Raw genomic sequence first — 15,687 nt, 5'->3', positions numbered from 1 at the left:
ATCTATCTTAAAGCCTTCATTTTTAAAAGCTTGTTGCTGTTTGTAGTTCACTTAAATCAATCACTTCATCCCCGTTAAAACTTTGCAACATCCCTTTATGACAAGTAAAGAAAATTATCTGCTCCTCTTTACCCCTTAGTACTCGCATTACTTCTTCCAGTCTTTTATGATCAAAGTTCACAAATCCATCATCAATTATAAAAGGGAGCTGATACCGATGGAACACAATTTCTGCCAAGCTCAACCGCAAACTAATATAAAGTTGCTCAGCTGTTGATTGACTTAACGATCTTGGCTCAAAAAACATCCCTTCCTTATGCTCTAATAATAAATGGTCTTTGTCGCTATCATAAAAAATCCGCTTATATTGACCTAATGTTAAATCAGAAAAATACCTCTCAGCTTTCTTTAATATTTTTGGGAATTCTTCTTCTTTAAAGGTGTTTACCGTTTCAGATAGTAAGCTCTTTGCTGTTGCATACACGGCCCATTCCTTTGCCAACTCATTCCATTCTGCTTTTAATTGTTTGTATTTGTGTAATAGTTCAGCATAAATTCCACCTTCTTCTAATTGTTTAATTTCATAAGAAAGATGATGTAGTATTTCTTGTTGCTTGGTTATTCTTTCTTTCTTCGTATCAATGCTTATTTGGTATTCTTTTATTTGTTCTTCTGTCGGTCTTAATTCAACATATTTATTTAATGTCTCTTGTGATAAGTTTGTCATATTTAACTTTAATTTTTCGGTTCGTAGCTCTTCTTTAATGGCTTGCTTCCTTTTAGCAGCCATCCCTTTTTCTTTAAAAGCTATGATTGAAGACACACCTGCTTCTTCTAGTAACGATTGAATATGCTTTTCTCTACTTGCTATTTTCTCGTCTATAATCGTAATATCTGATTGGATTGATTCTCTTATTTCCTTATTTTTTTCAAAGTTTGCAAGTTTGTTTCTTTCTTTATCGATGATATCTTTTAACTGAATCACGCCATCAGCATAAGAGCGTGGTTCGATAACCACTAACGAGAAATAATGAGATAGTTTCTCCTCTATATTAGTAATAGATTGGCTTAAGTCATCCAATTTCGCTTTCTTTATCTTCCTTTTTCTAATCGCGCCCTTCATCTCTTCAATCAATAAGAAGGCATCAAGTAATTGATTTTTCATAGTTGATTTATTTAATTTATATGGCTCGGCAATGAGATCTATCTTACTATCAACTTCTCTCATCTCACCTTCCCACACTTCATATGCGGCAATGATTTTTTCATACTGACTATTGACATAATCTAATCGCCGAGCGTATTCGGCGACTTCGGCTTCTTGCTCTTTATCCCTTTCAATTTGCTGCTTCCATTCATATACCTGCTCCTTAGCAGCGATGGGCTCTTGTTTTTCTAATACCACTTTTTGTTGTCTTAAATAATCTAATTCATCCTTTATTCCATCAGAGTAGACTGCCTTCTGTTTAAAAAAAGAACTAATAAAAGTAAAACAGATTCCACCAATCGCTAATGCTTGGATGAGGAATGAAGCTTCAAAGAATCCCCATATGCCAATGAAAATAAATAATAATAAAAGTGAACTTATCTTCATATATTCAATTTTTTGGGATCTCTTATCCTTAGTAATTGCTTGTTTATGTTTCTCTGTAAGCAATTGTATATTGACATTGATTTCAGTTAATCTCTGATGGTGACTTTCCTTTTGCTCAAAAGTAGTGATTTGTTTAAGAATGTTTGCTCTCTCTTCTCTTGATAGTAACTTCTTTCTACTTTCATTTATTTTATTTTCTAATCCATTTAATTCAGTTCTTATAGTCTCCGACTCTTCATCCAATTGTACTTTTCTATCGGACAACCGCGACTTTTTCTTCATTACATTAGAGATAAGTTCTTTTTGAAACATACTCGTATCAAAAGATAAAATCTCTTCGTCAGATATTTGCATATGCAGCTTATCTGACATATGCTGCAATTCTTCCTCCAAAGCTTTTATTTCGAGTTGCCATTCATTCTTCGTCTGCACTTGATTCTCTCTGACAGTATTCAGTTCGCAAACAGCTTCGATTTCTGCTCTATTTTCAAGTATTTGCTTCTGTAATCCTGCATTCATTAATTTTTCGTCAAGGGTACTTCTTTTCATGATGAGTTCATTTCTTTGGTCTTCTAATACTTCCTTACTCTGTTGTATAGCCTCTAATTGCTTTAACCCATCTATTGGAAATTCATCTACGTCTAATTGACTTTCTTCATCTAGTAAACTTAAATAATGAAGATATACTTCCTCAACCGTAAACCACTTCCTTAAAGAGCTTAGCATCCCTTCTAACTGTTCCACTTCTTGTTCAAGTAGTTCGTTATTATAAATTAATTCTTCTTTTTTCTCAGTTCGTTCTTTATAAAGGTTATTCGTTTTTTCCGCTTTTTTTAGATTTTCATATGCTTTTTTTAGCTCTTTTAAACCGCTGTTTAAAACTGGCTTTGTTCCAGATGGCTTAAAACGCAAATCGAGTTGCTTCTGCAAATATTGTTCTGCCTTTAAAATGCCATCTGTTCCAACAACCGCGGAAGAAAATAAAAAATGCCCTAAATCTTCTTTACTAAATGATTGCACATTTTGAATATCAAACAGGTCAAAAGAGAAGATCGCTCGGTATAATGGTTGGTCCATCCCTTGGAGCAATTCCTCTAATAACGTAGAACCACCGCTTCTTCCGGAACTGAGCACAACGTTCACTTCATCCGGTGTTCTTTCCTTTACTCTCTCAATCATTGCTTCATGACCATCTGGTAAAGTGAAAATCAATTTTCCACCATATTGACTACTATTCTTAGGTTTATAATTTCTTTCATTTCCTTTTTTAGATGGAAAACCAAATAACATACTATGAATAAAAGACATCAGTGTTGATTTACCCGCTTCATTTTGCCCGTAAAAACAATGAAAATCGTTTAACTGTTTAATTTTGATATTTTCCCATTTTCCGTAACCATAGATCTCCATACCTTTAAGCTTCATTCGTTCACCCCCTCCACTAATAGTTCAAGTAACAATTGTTTTGCATCTGCAACAATTTCTTTTTGATCTGTTTGTGATATTTCATCTATCCATCGACTTGCTTGTTTATGCCTATATAATGGGGATAATGCCTTCAGTACTATTTCTTCATTTGCAAGATCTAACATTTCTTTATAAAAAGGTGACTGACTTCGTAAACTTTCCTCATCCCACACTAACTGCTTTTTAACTTTTAACTCATTTACCCAAACGAAGGATTGTTGTATTCGTTCAGTTTCTTGGAGAAATTCTATTAATTCACCTGACCTAAAGGCCTTTTCTTCTATTTCACTCATACTTAAGTGTTGTAATTCTAATTTAAGTATAATGGCTTTTCCTTCTCTTCTTTTTGATTCTAACAATTTGATACAATTTGATAATAAAACCTCAAAAGAATTGAATGAACTACAATCAAGGACCACTTCATCCCAAACCACATCATTTGTCTCAATAAATCGCTTCTCGCAAATATGCTCTTGTAATTCTATTAAATAACAACCCTTTATACCTGTTTCCTTTTTATGTCTTCCTTGTATATTCCCTGGATAAATAATTGGTGGTACAGTATTGATTTCAGCTCTTTTATGTATATGACCAAGGGCCCAATAATCAAACTGCTTTTCTATCAAGTCAGAAATCGTAAACGGTGCATAGTTCCCGTGTTCTGTTAATCCTTCCAAATTGCCATGTAAAATGCCGATATGATAACCAGCCGCTTCTTCTTTCTGATAAAGCTGAACCATTCTTTCATCGACATGTCGTTCTTTGTAACTAAAGCCATAAAGATGAATAATTGTATCGTTTTTTTGAAATCTAGTTACTTCTGGTATTTCACCAAAAATAAATACATTCTCTGGCATCGTTAATTTAATCCACTCTCCACCAAGATGATCATGGTTACCATGAACAATAAATGCACGAATGCTAGCCTTATGTAAACGTAACATCTGTTCTCGCAAGATGTTTTGTGCTTTTATACTCCGATCACTTGCATCATATAAATCTCCCGCTAAGATAACAAAATCAACTTTTTCACTTATTGCAACATCAATGAGCTTAATAAATGAACGGAATGTACTTTCCTTTAACCGCTCAAATATGAAGTCGGGTAAGTCTTTTAATCCCACCATCGGGCTGTCTAAATGTAAATCTGCAGCATGAATAAATTTGATAGGCTCCATTTTTTATCCCTCTTACATTTTTCTTTTATTTTAACGCAAACCAAAAGCGAATGCACGTTCTTACTTGGTCGATTGTAGAATTAAAAATGTTCAATTTTAATGAAGGGATTAGACGACTCAGCTCCGTCACCATAATGGTAGTTTTGACCTTTATATCAACTTGCTAAATTCTATTAAGAAATATTCGTTTTTTATCGCATAAGAAAAACCGGACTCATCTCCCGGTTTTGTTTAGATAATAATCAACTGCTTTTCTCTACATGCGGTGTAAGATTCGAGTTGACACCCTATTTTTGCCGTTGCCAATAGTAAATGGCTAGTTGTGTACGATCGCGTAGCTCCAATTTATCAAGAACAATAGAAAGAACATTACGTACGGTTCCTTCACTTAAATAAAGCTGCTTCGATATTTCTTTATTCGATAAACCTTCCACCACAAGTTCCATTACGTCTTTCTCCCTTTCGGTTAATGCCCAGAACCCATCTGACTTATTTTGTAGCACAAGTTTATCAAGTACTTCCGGAGTAAGAACCCTCGCATTTGATCCGATTGCACGAATCTGTTTGGCCATATCTTTAATCGTACTAGATTTTATGATGTAGCCCTCAGCACCTGCTTTTAAAGCAAGCCGAATATTCATTTCGTCTTTAAAGGTTGTCAACATCATTATTTTAATATGTGGCCAGTTTCTTTTTATAACCTTGGTACTTTCAATTCCATTCAACACCGGCATTTGGATATCCATTAGAATAACATCTAGCTGCACTTTCTCACAAAAAGAAATCGCTTCACTTCCATTTTCGACCACACCAACAATTTTTATATCTTCTTCTTTATCGAGAAGTAATTGTAAGCTCTGACAAATTAAACGATCATCATCCACAATTAATATATCCATAGCTACTTCCCCCTTCTCTGTAAAGGTAAAACACATACGAGCAAGTACCCATTTTGACGATCAATTGTAAAGCTTCCTTTTAACATTCTTGCCCTTAATTGTAAACTTCTTAGTCCACTTCCGTTCACTGATTTTTGGGTATTGGTACCGTTATCATGGATTTTCAACCTTACAAGTGTTTCAGTAATATCAAGTTCAACTTTCGTTTTCGTCGCATTACTATATTTACTTACATTTGTAATAGCTTCCTTAAGACATGCTTCCAACATCACCCAAGATTGAGAAGATACATTTTCAACATTTCCATTATATTGAAAATCTATGAGTAATGGCTCTGAATCTACTACGATTCTTTGCAACCTATCAACACCTATATAAGTAACTGGTGTGAGATTATGAACTGTATTTCTTAATCTCGTTGTACTCCTTGAAAGCCTGATTTTCACCTGTTCCAGAAGGGTGTGTGCTTGATTTTTATTTTCTACTTGTTCATATGCTTGAATAGCTAGAAGGGCACCTGTTAAATCATGCCCCAGGTGGTCATGCAGTTCTCTTGAAATCCGATTTCTTTCCTTCAGTTCTGCTGCCTTTTCCACCTCAAAATAAGCTTCTAAAAGCTCCATCTTGATCTGTTCAAGCTCATGCTTTTCTTTTCTTTCCTTGTCTAAAGCCTTTTCTAGTTGCTTACGTTCTTTCATTGACTGATAAGTGAAGCTTCCGACTAATACTGTGAGTAAACTATACCAGATCAAAGTCATATCAAAGGCAGAGTAAGCAATCATGAAAATGGTCATTGGGAAAACCAACCACCACTTCCCGACTATTGCTGCTTCGAAAATAGCGATGGCTAAACCGTATAGGGCAAACGGAAAATATGGAATGAAAACGATACAGAGGACTATTTCAATAATAAAACTCCATTTTGGTATAGAAAATCTTATACGTATGCTCATAACAATGAGCAAAAGCAGGATAAAAACAATTGCCTCAAAGCCAGCAGTACTTGTGAGCCAAAGATGTGCTAGGATAAGTAATTGTACTATTCGCCAAAATATCACAAATCTGAAATATCGCTCGTACACTCTCATATGCACACCTCTCCTCAGCTATCAATGCAATTTTTTCGCACTTCCTGTAATTAAAAATAAAAACATATACAAAATAAGCATTCCATTCACAAGCAGAAACTTCTTCAGTTCGCCCCCAAAAACAATCCAGTCTATACCCCAAGCTAGCCAAAAAGTCGGCAAAATAATCGCTATTTTTTGTAATAATTCAGGTAACAACTCGATTGGAATCAAGACGCCACCGATTAAAGCAATTATACTGATAATCGACATAAAAATTAACATGGATATTTCTTTATTACGAAAAAATGAAATCCACATTAGTGCAAAGGCAATCGATGCCATACTAAATGTAATAAATAAAATGAGTAACCAAAAGGGCTGGTAAAGTTCTTTCCCAATTAATACGCCTCCATAAACTAAAATCAGACATTGTAATATTAAAATGAAAAAATATGCTAGCAAATTTTGTGCTAGATAACTAAAATGACTGATGGGGGCAATTGATACCTTTTTAGCAATTCCTCTCATTCTATCTTCTAAAATTAATCCAGAGAGCTTCAAACTAATAAACAAAATAAAAATACCAAAATATTGATATCCGTATGGAAGATGTGGCCAATACTCTCCTGATGGCAGAAAGATCGCAACAACTGGGAAGAGAAATAGAATCAACAAACTTGTTTTATTTGCAATACTTCTCTTCAGTACAAAGTGGAAAACAGTCATTTAAATCTTCCTCCTACCGAGCACAAACACAATAATAAAAGTAATTACAATTCCTACTCCTAACCGAAACATATAAATATAAGCATCAGGAAATAAATTGCTTTGTGCATAACCAATTGCATTAGCAGCTAACAATAGAGGATTAAGGTATTCATTAATGAATGTGATAACCGTATAATCAGGAATTGGAAAAAACAACCCTGCCAACACAATACATCCAATTCCATATACTTCACTTAACCGTTCTGCTAATTTAAAGTTCTTTACTGCAAAAATAAGAATTAAACTTACAAGGCTTGATAGTACAGCCAATAAGCCAATGATGTACATTACCCAAAATCCATTTCCCCACTCCACCTTTAAGCCTATTCCTGTAAATAGAAATAACAAAAAACCCAGAAAAATGGAATATAACATGCCACATAATGAGATTGAGAGAGCATAAAAAGGTCGGCTAATCGGCGCCACCATTAAACGTTGCCGTCTTGGAGAAAATAAATCATCTTGAATATGGGCAATCACGATTGAACCGCCAAACAATTGAAACACGAGTGTCATTAACTGTGCTGTATCATAGAACGCAGGATCACCGTATTGATTTTTTAAGTCTCCTAATACGAAATAAAAAATGGTAATAAGGATAATCGGAACAACTAAGAGCAGCAATAGCGTAATATAGTCTCTACTCATTCGAATCACTGTATAAGGAATGGTTCTTAGGACACGCATCATGCACTACCTCCATCCCTTAAGGTTCTTCCAGTCAAAGTTAAGAAAACATCCTCTAAATTTGCTTTTTCTACATTAATGCCGACAACACCAGAGTCCTCTTTTATAATCGTTAAAATACGATCAAGGTGTCCTGAATTAGCAGAAGATACAACCAAAATTTGATTCCCATCTTTAATGACTTGTTTTACATCTGGCAGTGCCTGAATACTCTCCAAAGAGACTTCTTCAGGATGACTTACTTCTACCTTGATTCTCTCTTCATGCTGAATGTTTCGAATCAAATCTTGAACTGTTCCTCTTGTAATGATTTGCCCTTTATCTAATATCACAACCTCTGATGCAATCGCCTCAACCTCTTCCATATAATGCGTTGTATATAGAATAGTCGTTCCGTTTCTTTGTAATTTCTTTACAGCTTGCAAAATATGGTTTCGCGATTGAGGATCTATCCCCACCGTCGGCTCATCCATAATTAAAAACTTAGGATCATGAACTAAGGAACATGCAATATTCAGCCGCCTTTGCATTCCTCCAGAAAAATTTTGTGCCCTTCCCTTTGTATGTTCTGCTAATCCAACAAACGCTAAGGCCTCTGCCACCCTTCTTTTTCTCATTTCCCCTTTTAACCCGTAAATTCCGGCAAAAAAGTTCGCATTCTCCTGTGCTGTTAATTCTGGAAAAATCGATATTTCCTGCGTGACTAAACCAATTTTTTCTTTGTTTTTATTCTGAAATGGTTTTTTTCCATCCCCAAATAACGTAACATTCCCTTGATTAACTGTCTCCATTCCTGTTAGGCATCTAATTAATGTTGATTTTCCCGCTCCATTAGGACCAAGTAAACCAATAATTTGACCCTTATTTATATCCAAATCAATGTAGTCCAACACTAGTTTCGAATCATAACGTTTCACAATCCCATTTAGTGAGGCAATCATCCGCTCACACCCTTTCGCCTTGTTAGTGTAAGTATGTCAAGAAAGGCAAAAAGCAAATAGTTACATTTGTCATTAATTTATTTTACTTCACTGCCTCTTCTTCAATAAAGGGGGAAAGTTGTTACGAACCGATAAATAAACATTAGCAGAGCCGGCAGATTAATGGTCACTACTACATTTATCAATTCTTTTTTGCTAAAAAAGCTTCTCCATACACAAGTATGAGAAGCTTGAATGTAAATAACTACTTATTTTTCTTTCTTCGTTAATTGAATCGCTTTTTTAATATCTTTATACGAAGATGAGCGACCATACATTAAGACACCGCCGCGATACACTCGTGCACCGAATATCGCCAAAATAATTGTTGTCACAATAAGAACGGCCATGCCTAATATTGGTTCCCATACCGGCAATGAAAGCATTCCTACTCTTAAGAACATCAGCATTGGCGTGAAAAAAGGAATATAAGAGGCAATAGTAATAAAAGTTGTATCTGGGTTAGATAGACCATACATTGAGAGTAAAAAGCCCACAACTACTAACATCGTCATTGGCATAATCATTTGTTGAACATCCTCAATCCGACTAACTAAAGACCCAAGAAAGGCGGCTAGGGTCGCATATAAAAAATAGCCTAATAAGAAAAAGATGGCTGCATAAAATAATATACCAAGAGATAAGTTGCTAAACCCAAACGCTTCGAACCAGCCACCTTCAAGCTTAGACATGCTTTCTCTCAATGCAATAAAACCAATGGAACCTAATATCAGCATTTGTGTCACACTCAAGAGAGCGATTCCGAGTATCTTAGCAAACATTTGCTGAACAGGTGGGGTACTTGATATAAGAATTTCCATGATTCTAGATGACTTTTCAGTTGCCACTTCATTAGCAATCATACTCGCATACATGATGACAGCAAAATAAATTAAAAATAAGACCACATAAACAAGACCTCTTGCCTGACTTAATTCTTCTTGAGACTTGGCATTTTCCTCAAGTGCAGTCGTCTCAAACGATACAGGTGCATACAATGTTTGCAATTGCTCTGGTGATAAATTTATACTCTCTGCAGTTAATTCTGTCTTTATTTGCTGCAAAGCTGTTTGCAATAAGCTAGAGATAGTAGTATCAGCTATACTCAAAGATTTATATTCACCGCTAATGAGATTTTCACCGTTAGAAGTTAAGTAAAGTGCACCTGTAAATTCCCCAGATATTACCTTCTCGTCCACTTCAGCTTCTGACTGTTGTACACTTTCTAAGATGACTTCCTCTGATGTATATGCCTCTATGCGTTCTATTGCTTGGATGGAACTGTTTGTTTCATCTATCACTGCCACTTTCGGTGTTTCTTCATTTGAAAAAGCATCGATAATAGTTGTAATATTGGCTAACAGCACAAATAAAAGTGCCGTAATAATTGTCGTAATAAGAAAAGACTTTGTTTTTATTTTTGTCCAATACGTATGCCATAGAATTGTCCAAAAATTACTCATAAGAAGCACCTGCCTTTTCGATAAAGATGTCATTTAAAGATGGTTCTTCAAGCATAAATTTGCGAATAAATCCTTTGCCAACAATATCCTTTAGTATATCGTCCGCTGCCAATTCATTTTCAATTTGCAGATGCACCCCTTCTGTCGTCATTTTAAATTTCTTCACCGCAGGATGGTCTTGTAAAAAAGCCATTGAAAAATCACCATGAATGATTAATGTTTTTTTTCCATAAGAACGCTTAATTTCCTTCAATTCACCATGTACGACTGGCCTACCTTTTTGCATGATACAAAGATGCTCACATAACTCCTCAACATGTTCCATACGGTGGGAAGAAAACACGATTGATGTACCACTATTTTTCAAGTCTACAACTGCGTCTTTTAGCAGCTCTACATTTACTGGATCTAGCCCGCTAAATGGCTCATCAAGAATCAATAGCTTAGGTTTATGTAAAATACTAGATATAAATTGTATCTTTTGTTGATTCCCTTTTGATAACTCCTCTACTTTTTTTGTTTTGTAATCAGGTACTTTAAAGCGATCAAGCCAGTTGTCTAACTCCTTCAAGGCAGATTGTTTATCCATCCCTCTTAGCCGTGCTAAGTAAACAAGTTGTTCTCTCACTTGTAATTTTGGATATAACCCACGCTCTTCAGGTAAATAACCAATCTGACCACTCACTGAATAATTAATGGGTTTACCTTGCCAAGTGATGTTTCCTTTGGTTGCATCAATTAACCCTAAAATCATTCGAAAAGTAGTCGTCTTTCCAGCACCATTCGCTCCTAAAAAACCAAACATTTCCTTTTCAGGTATTTCTATAGATATATCATCTACTGCGGTAAATTGACCGAACTTCTTCGTAACATTTTCTAATTTTAAAGACATATAAATTCTGTCCCTCCCTTTCATTTATTTACGATATAAAACTAAAAAAGATTCATTAAATAAGTATGTTTCTTTTTGCAAGATTGATGGAATTATGCCAAAATATAATTAAATATCGGAATATTCAACTACATTACAAGGAGTCTTTATGATGAAAACTTATAAATTAACGGCATTCGAACCAACTGGTGAAAAAATTCTTGATGAATCATTCGAATCAGCAAATGATCAAGAAGCCAAGGTGACCGGAGAAAACCTCCTGAAAGAAAAAGGATTAGAAGAGAAAACACATCGTTGCTCATCTCCAGCAGGAAAGCTTATATTATTTCACCGATAGACCTCAGGTTATACTATACACCACGTATCAAATAAAGACACGCATGTTTCTGATAAAACATGCGTGTCTTTCATTCCTGTTATTTCCCTGTGAATCGAGGCTGCCTTTTTTCAATAAAAGCGTTTATGCCTTCTTTATGATCAGATGTTTTCCTCATTTGTGCTTGACCACTTTTTTCGAGCTCTAATAATTTTAACAATAATGGGCGATTCTTATCTGTCAGTATTTTTTTTGTTTTAATCATCGCAAGGATTGGAAGATGACTCAGATGGTACACTTTTTTATTTACTGCTTCGTCAAGATCATCACCTACGACTTCATGAACAAGTCCTCTCTCCCATGCTTCTTCAGCTGTCATCGGTTTCCCTTCCCATATGAGGTGCTTTGCTTGGTCGGGCCCTAACTTACTTTCAAGGAAAAAGTGGGAACCACCGTCCGGGATTAACCCTATACCAATAAAGTTCATCGCTAATTTACTATCCTTATGAGCATAAATGAAATCGGTAGCTAAAGCTAAACTTAATCCGAGCCCTGCAGCTGCACCTTTTATTGCGCTAATGGTGATTTTAGGCATACTATACAATGTAACAACTAACTCATTAATCGCATCCATCACAACGGGGAAATCGTTTTCATTCGCATCCATCAGCATCGTTTTAATGTCTCCGCCTGAAGAAAATGCTCTACCCGCCCCTTTCAGAACAACGATATCTATTTCTTCTAAATTACTTAGCTCTTTCATTACAGCAGCAAGCTCATGAATCATTTCCACATTTAGTGCATTTAATGACTCTGGCCGGTTCATTTCTACATGCGCTACTCTTCCCTCAATCGAATAATTAACGGTCTTTGTATCAAAATCAAGCGCCATTCATTTTCCTCCTTAAGTTTGGATACCTCTATTATAAATAAAATATTTTTTATTTTCCAAATATAATTGAATTTTTTTACTAGAAAATGAATGACTGTTCATATTGAAAATAATTACTGATTAATTTTATCCATTTGATATTTCTCTCGTAAATCACGTTTTAAAAATTTCCCTACAGATGTTTTGGGAATTTCATCAATAAAAATGACATCATCAGGAATCCACCATTTTGCAAATTGAGCGCTTAATGACTGAAGCACTTCTTCAGCAGTCACTTTCCCTTTGTATTGTTCATGTAATACAACATAGGCTAATGGACGCTCTTGCCACTTTTCACTCGGAATACCAATAACAGCAGCTTCAAAAATGGCTTCATTAGCCATGAGCGCATTTTCTATGTCAACAGAAGAAATCCACTCTCCACCACTTTTTATTAAATCCTTCGTGCGATCAACAATTTTCAAAAGTCCTTCTTCATCAATGGTGACAACATCACCCGTATGAAGCCAGCCATCTTTAAAACTCGAGGCAGTCCGCTCATCATTATAATATTCGGTTACAATCCACGGACCTCTTAAGCAGAGCTCGCCCATCTGCTTTCCGTCCCACTCCACTTCAATCCCTTTTTCGTCAATCACTTTCATTTCTAATCCCGGAACCAATAATCCTTGCTTGCTTCTTAACTCCAGTTTCTCTTCAAAATCTATATTTTCTTGATAGCTTTTTAGATTGGAGACAGTTGCGAGTGGACTTGTTTCTGTCATTCCATAAGCATGAAGAAACGGTATCTTATACTTTTCTTCGAACACTCTAATCATGCCTTTTGGTGCAGCAGATCCGCCACACAGAATGCTTCTTAAAGAACTTAAATCATATTTTTTCGCTTGCAATTCCTTCAATAATCCAAGCCAAATAGTTGGTACACCTGCAGTAATTGTAATCTTATATTCTTCTATTAGTTCGGCAATTAATTTAGGCGTAAATGCAGGCCCAGGCATGATCAATTTTGTGCCAAACCACACCCCTGCAAAAGGTAAGCCCCATGCATTGACATGAAACATCGGGACGATAGGTAGGGCAATATCTTTTTCACTTACACCAACACTATCCGCTAAACCTAATGCTAAGCTATGGAGCACAATTGCCCGGTGAGAGTAAATGACGCCTTTAGGATTTCCGGTGGTCGCCGATGTATAACACATCCCTGCCGGGTCATTTTCATCTAGATCATCAGGATATTGATAATTGGGATCTGCCTCTTCTAGTAGACTTTCATAATTATATGCTGGAGATAAAGTTGTAGTTGGAGGTTCCTTATGGTCACTCATAATGATAAATGCTTTTACATTGGAAAGTTCGTCTCTACATTGTTCAATTAATGGAACTAACTCTTCATCTATGAGGAGAATTTTATCTTCTGCGTGATTAATAATATAGGTGATATGCTGAGATGAGAGTCTAATATTAATTGTATGCAACACCGCTCCACTACAAGGAATCGCAAAATATGCTTCCAGATGGCGGTGATGGTTCCAGGCAAATGTCCCTACCTTCTCCCCTCTTTTAATACCAAGCCTTTGTAAACTTGAAGCAAGTCTTCGTGTTCGTTCTGCCATTTCCTTATACGTAAATGTTTGAATACCACCTGCTGTTCTAGATACAACCTCTTTTTTTGCGAAAAACGTTTCTGCTCTTTTTATCATCTGTGCCATCGTCAAAGAAGAATGATTCATCACCAATCGCCTCCCTTTTAGTAACCGTTTACATTATCATAGATGTTTATGCGCTTTTGTACCTATTACATTCTTGTTTTTTTAATAAAATCCTCTATTAAAGTTGCCATAATTAAATCTAGTCTATTTTCACAAACAAAAAAGCTGCACCTTTAACCAAGGTACAGCTCACATTAAGCTTATATAGACTTTGCCTCAATATTAAAGAGCTCATTTAACATAGCTATTTTTTTATCCGTGTATTCAACAAAACTTTCATTGTAGGATTTAGGGTCTTTCGGATTTGCAAAATGAGTAATTTTACCTGTTTCAGGATGGATAAACTTACTTGCTGCCCCGCAGCCAATTCCGATAATCGTTTGCATTTCTTCCATAATCATAATATTGTAAAGACTTTCTTGTTTCGGTAATGCATAGCCAACGTTTTCTAAATTTCCTAAAATATTTTTTTGACGATATAAATAGTAGGGCTCATAATGATGTTCAGCCGTCCACTCTTCTGCCATATTCATCATTCTTTCTGCTTCTTCACGATCTGCAACCTTATATTTCTGCCGGTTCTTTGTCATTTCAGAAGCTCTTTTAAAAGATAATGTATGAACAGTCAGTGACTCGGGTAGTAATTGCTTTGTTTCATTTAATGAGTGTGCAAACTCTGTTGTGCCTTCATTTGGTAAGCCAATGATTAAATCCATATTAATATTGTTCATACCCATACTTCTCGCCAGGTGGAACTTATCGATTGTTTCCTCAACCGTATGATGCCTCCCAATCGCTTTTAACGTTTCTTGCGTATATGATTGTGGATTGATACTGATACGATCAATATTCCATTTTTTTAATACATTTAACTTATCTGCAGTAATCGTATCCGGTCTACCTGCCTCGACCGTAATTTCCCGAATGTGACTCACATCTGGAAACGACTCATACATTTCTTCATATAGAAGGTCCATTTCCTCTGCTGTAATACTTGTTGGCGTACCTCCACCATAATATACGGTTGTTACTTTGATGTCATTTTCCTTTAACCATTCTCCCATATGTCTGATTTCATAATGCAGCCCAGCTAAGAAGGAATCGACTCTACCTTGTTTACCACCAATTGCATAAGCAGGAAATGTACAATAAGCACATTTTGTTGGGCAAAAGGGAATGCCGATATAGATACTGACTTCTTTTTTTAAATCATAAAGGTCAGGAATCGCCGTTAATTGTCGTGCAACGATTTTTTCCATTAGATTAATTTTTTCATCTGAAATCAAATAATCTTTTTTCAAAGCTTGATGAGCATCTTCCTTACTACTTCCAGACATCATATGACGATGATAAAGCTTTGTTGGCCTTATCCCTGTTAATATGCCCCATTTCTGCACAATACCTGTCCAATCTTGTAAAACAGTTAAATACACATGGGAAGCTGCATACTTTAATTGATTAAAGAATTCCTTTTCTGTCTCAAACGCCTTAAGATTCTTTCTATAGTTAGCGGTATAGACTTCTTCCTCGCTTGTAGTAAGCTGAACACTCATGTTAATCTCTTCACTTACTTCATAGTGGAAAGATATAACTACATCTGCACCCTCATGTTTATCAAGTTTTACAGAGCATTCTTCAAAAAATAAATTACCAATTAACTGCAATGGTCTTATATAACGGTTATCATTCAAACCTAAAATAGATATATTCATTGTTAATCACCTTTATACTTTCTCTTGATCAAACTTCTTTAAGTTTACAAAAAAAAG

13 protein-coding genes are annotated in these 15,687 nt (G+C 35.6%); 1 reads left to right on the top strand and 12 read right to left on the bottom strand.

Features of this window, described 5'->3' with window-relative positions:
- Positions 1–22: 22 nt before the first annotated feature.
- From MKX78_RS07655 to MKX78_RS07615, 9 genes are all read right to left on the bottom strand, one after another.
- Positions 23–3,019 (bottom strand): ATP-binding protein, encoded by a 2,997-nt coding sequence (locus MKX78_RS07655; RefSeq protein ID WP_341050401.1) that lies wholly within the window; start codon positions 3,017–3,019, stop codon positions 23–25.
- Positions 3,016–4,239: a metallophosphoesterase family protein gene (locus MKX78_RS07650; RefSeq protein WP_307318745.1), complete on the bottom strand. Its 1,224-nt coding sequence runs from the start codon at positions 4,237–4,239 to the stop codon at positions 3,016–3,018. The genes MKX78_RS07655 and MKX78_RS07650 overlap by 4 nt, the downstream gene beginning before the upstream one ends.
- 287 nt (positions 4,240–4,526) lie before the next feature.
- Positions 4,527–5,138: a response regulator transcription factor gene (locus MKX78_RS07645; RefSeq protein WP_307318340.1), complete on the bottom strand. Its 612-nt coding sequence runs from the start codon at positions 5,136–5,138 to the stop codon at positions 4,527–4,529.
- 2 nt (positions 5,139–5,140) lie between these two features.
- Positions 5,141–6,226 (bottom strand): sensor histidine kinase, encoded by a 1,086-nt coding sequence (locus tag MKX78_RS07640; RefSeq protein ID WP_307318339.1) that lies wholly within the window; start codon positions 6,224–6,226, stop codon positions 5,141–5,143.
- 21 nt (positions 6,227–6,247) lie between these two features.
- Positions 6,248–6,934 carry an ABC transporter permease gene (locus tag MKX78_RS07635; RefSeq protein ID WP_307318338.1) on the bottom strand — a complete coding sequence of 229 codons (687 nt, stop codon included), beginning with the start codon at positions 6,932–6,934 and terminating at the stop codon, positions 6,248–6,250.
- Positions 6,935–7,666, bottom strand: a complete 732-nt coding sequence (locus MKX78_RS07630) for an ABC transporter permease (RefSeq protein WP_233435274.1) — start codon at positions 7,664–7,666, stop codon at positions 6,935–6,937.
- Positions 7,663–8,604, bottom strand: a complete 942-nt coding sequence (locus MKX78_RS07625; RefSeq protein ID WP_307318335.1) for an ABC transporter ATP-binding protein — start codon at positions 8,602–8,604, stop codon at positions 7,663–7,665. Before MKX78_RS07625 ends, MKX78_RS07630 begins: the two co-directional genes overlap by 4 nt.
- A gap of 248 nt (positions 8,605–8,852) precedes the next feature.
- On the bottom strand, positions 8,853–10,106 hold the full coding sequence (locus tag MKX78_RS07620) for an ABC transporter permease (protein ID WP_307318333.1): 1,254 nt from the start codon (positions 10,104–10,106) through the stop codon (positions 8,853–8,855).
- Entirely contained in the window at positions 10,099–10,998 is a 900-nt protein-coding gene (locus MKX78_RS07615; RefSeq protein ID WP_307318332.1) for an ABC transporter ATP-binding protein, read from the bottom strand. Before MKX78_RS07615 ends, MKX78_RS07620 begins: the two co-directional genes overlap by 8 nt.
- A gap of 151 nt (positions 10,999–11,149) precedes the next feature.
- Here MKX78_RS07615 and MKX78_RS07610 point away from each other — a divergent pair, with 151 nt between their 5' ends.
- Positions 11,150–11,335, top strand: coding sequence for a YhzD family protein (locus tag MKX78_RS07610; protein WP_095369924.1), 186 nt, complete (start codon positions 11,150–11,152; stop codon positions 11,333–11,335).
- A gap of 79 nt (positions 11,336–11,414) precedes the next feature.
- Here MKX78_RS07610 and MKX78_RS07605 read toward each other — a convergent pair whose 3' ends face one another.
- The 3 genes from MKX78_RS07605 to MKX78_RS07595 all read right to left on the bottom strand — a co-directional run bounded on the left by MKX78_RS07605 (position 11,415) and on the right by MKX78_RS07595 (position 15,630).
- Positions 11,415–12,206 carry an enoyl-CoA hydratase gene (locus tag MKX78_RS07605; protein ID WP_095369925.1) on the bottom strand — a complete coding sequence of 264 codons (792 nt, stop codon included), beginning with the start codon at positions 12,204–12,206 and terminating at the stop codon, positions 11,415–11,417.
- A 113-nt stretch (positions 12,207–12,319) separates the two neighbouring features.
- Positions 12,320–13,939 carry a long-chain fatty acid--CoA ligase gene (locus MKX78_RS07600; protein ID WP_307318331.1) on the bottom strand — a complete coding sequence of 540 codons (1,620 nt, stop codon included), beginning with the start codon at positions 13,937–13,939 and terminating at the stop codon, positions 12,320–12,322.
- A gap of 179 nt (positions 13,940–14,118) precedes the next feature.
- Positions 14,119–15,630 (bottom strand): coproporphyrinogen III oxidase, encoded by a 1,512-nt coding sequence (locus MKX78_RS07595; protein WP_307318330.1) that lies wholly within the window; start codon positions 15,628–15,630, stop codon positions 14,119–14,121.
- Positions 15,631–15,687 lie beyond the last annotated feature (57 nt).

The organism is Cytobacillus sp. FSL R5-0569, assembly GCF_038007265.1.
In the GTDB taxonomy this organism is placed as follows: domain Bacteria; phylum Bacillota; class Bacilli; order Bacillales; family Cytobacillaceae; genus Cytobacillus; species Cytobacillus kochii.
The sequence above is the reverse complement of the archived record's forward strand: the minus strand, read 5'-3'. Positions and strand labels throughout refer to the sequence as shown.

Bases quoted from the DNA above. Each gene is read 5' to 3' on its own strand.
- MKX78_RS07610 (WP_095369924.1), top strand. From the start codon at position 11,150: ATGAAAACTTATAAATTAACGGCATTCGAACCAACTGGTGAAAAAATT.
- MKX78_RS07600 (WP_307318331.1), bottom strand. From the start codon at position 13,939: ATGAATCATTCTTCTTTGACGATGGCACAGATGATAAAAAGAGCAGAA.
- MKX78_RS07625 (WP_307318335.1), bottom strand. From the start codon at position 8,604: ATGATTGCCTCACTAAATGGGATTGTGAAACGTTATGATTCGAAACTA.
- MKX78_RS07630 (WP_233435274.1), bottom strand. From the start codon at position 7,666: ATGATGCGTGTCCTAAGAACCATTCCTTATACAGTGATTCGAATGAGT.
- MKX78_RS07650 (WP_307318745.1), bottom strand. From the start codon at position 4,239: ATGGAGCCTATCAAATTTATTCATGCTGCAGATTTACATTTAGACAGC.
- MKX78_RS07605 (WP_095369925.1), bottom strand. From the start codon at position 12,206: ATGGCGCTTGATTTTGATACAAAGACCGTTAATTATTCGATTGAGGGA.
- MKX78_RS07635 (WP_307318338.1), bottom strand. From the start codon at position 6,934: ATGACTGTTTTCCACTTTGTACTGAAGAGAAGTATTGCAAATAAAACA.
- MKX78_RS07620 (WP_307318333.1), bottom strand. From the start codon at position 10,106: ATGAGTAATTTTTGGACAATTCTATGGCATACGTATTGGACAAAAATA.
- MKX78_RS07595 (WP_307318330.1), bottom strand. From the start codon at position 15,630: ATGAATATATCTATTTTAGGTTTGAATGATAACCGTTATATAAGACCA.
- MKX78_RS07645 (WP_307318340.1), bottom strand. From the start codon at position 5,138: ATGGATATATTAATTGTGGATGATGATCGTTTAATTTGTCAGAGCTTA.
- MKX78_RS07640 (WP_307318339.1), bottom strand. From the start codon at position 6,226: ATGAGAGTGTACGAGCGATATTTCAGATTTGTGATATTTTGGCGAATA.
- MKX78_RS07615 (WP_307318332.1), bottom strand. From the start codon at position 10,998: ATGTCTTTAAAATTAGAAAATGTTACGAAGAAGTTCGGTCAATTTACC.
- MKX78_RS07655 (WP_341050401.1), bottom strand. From the start codon at position 3,019: ATGAAGCTTAAAGGTATGGAGATCTATGGTTACGGAAAATGGGAAAAT.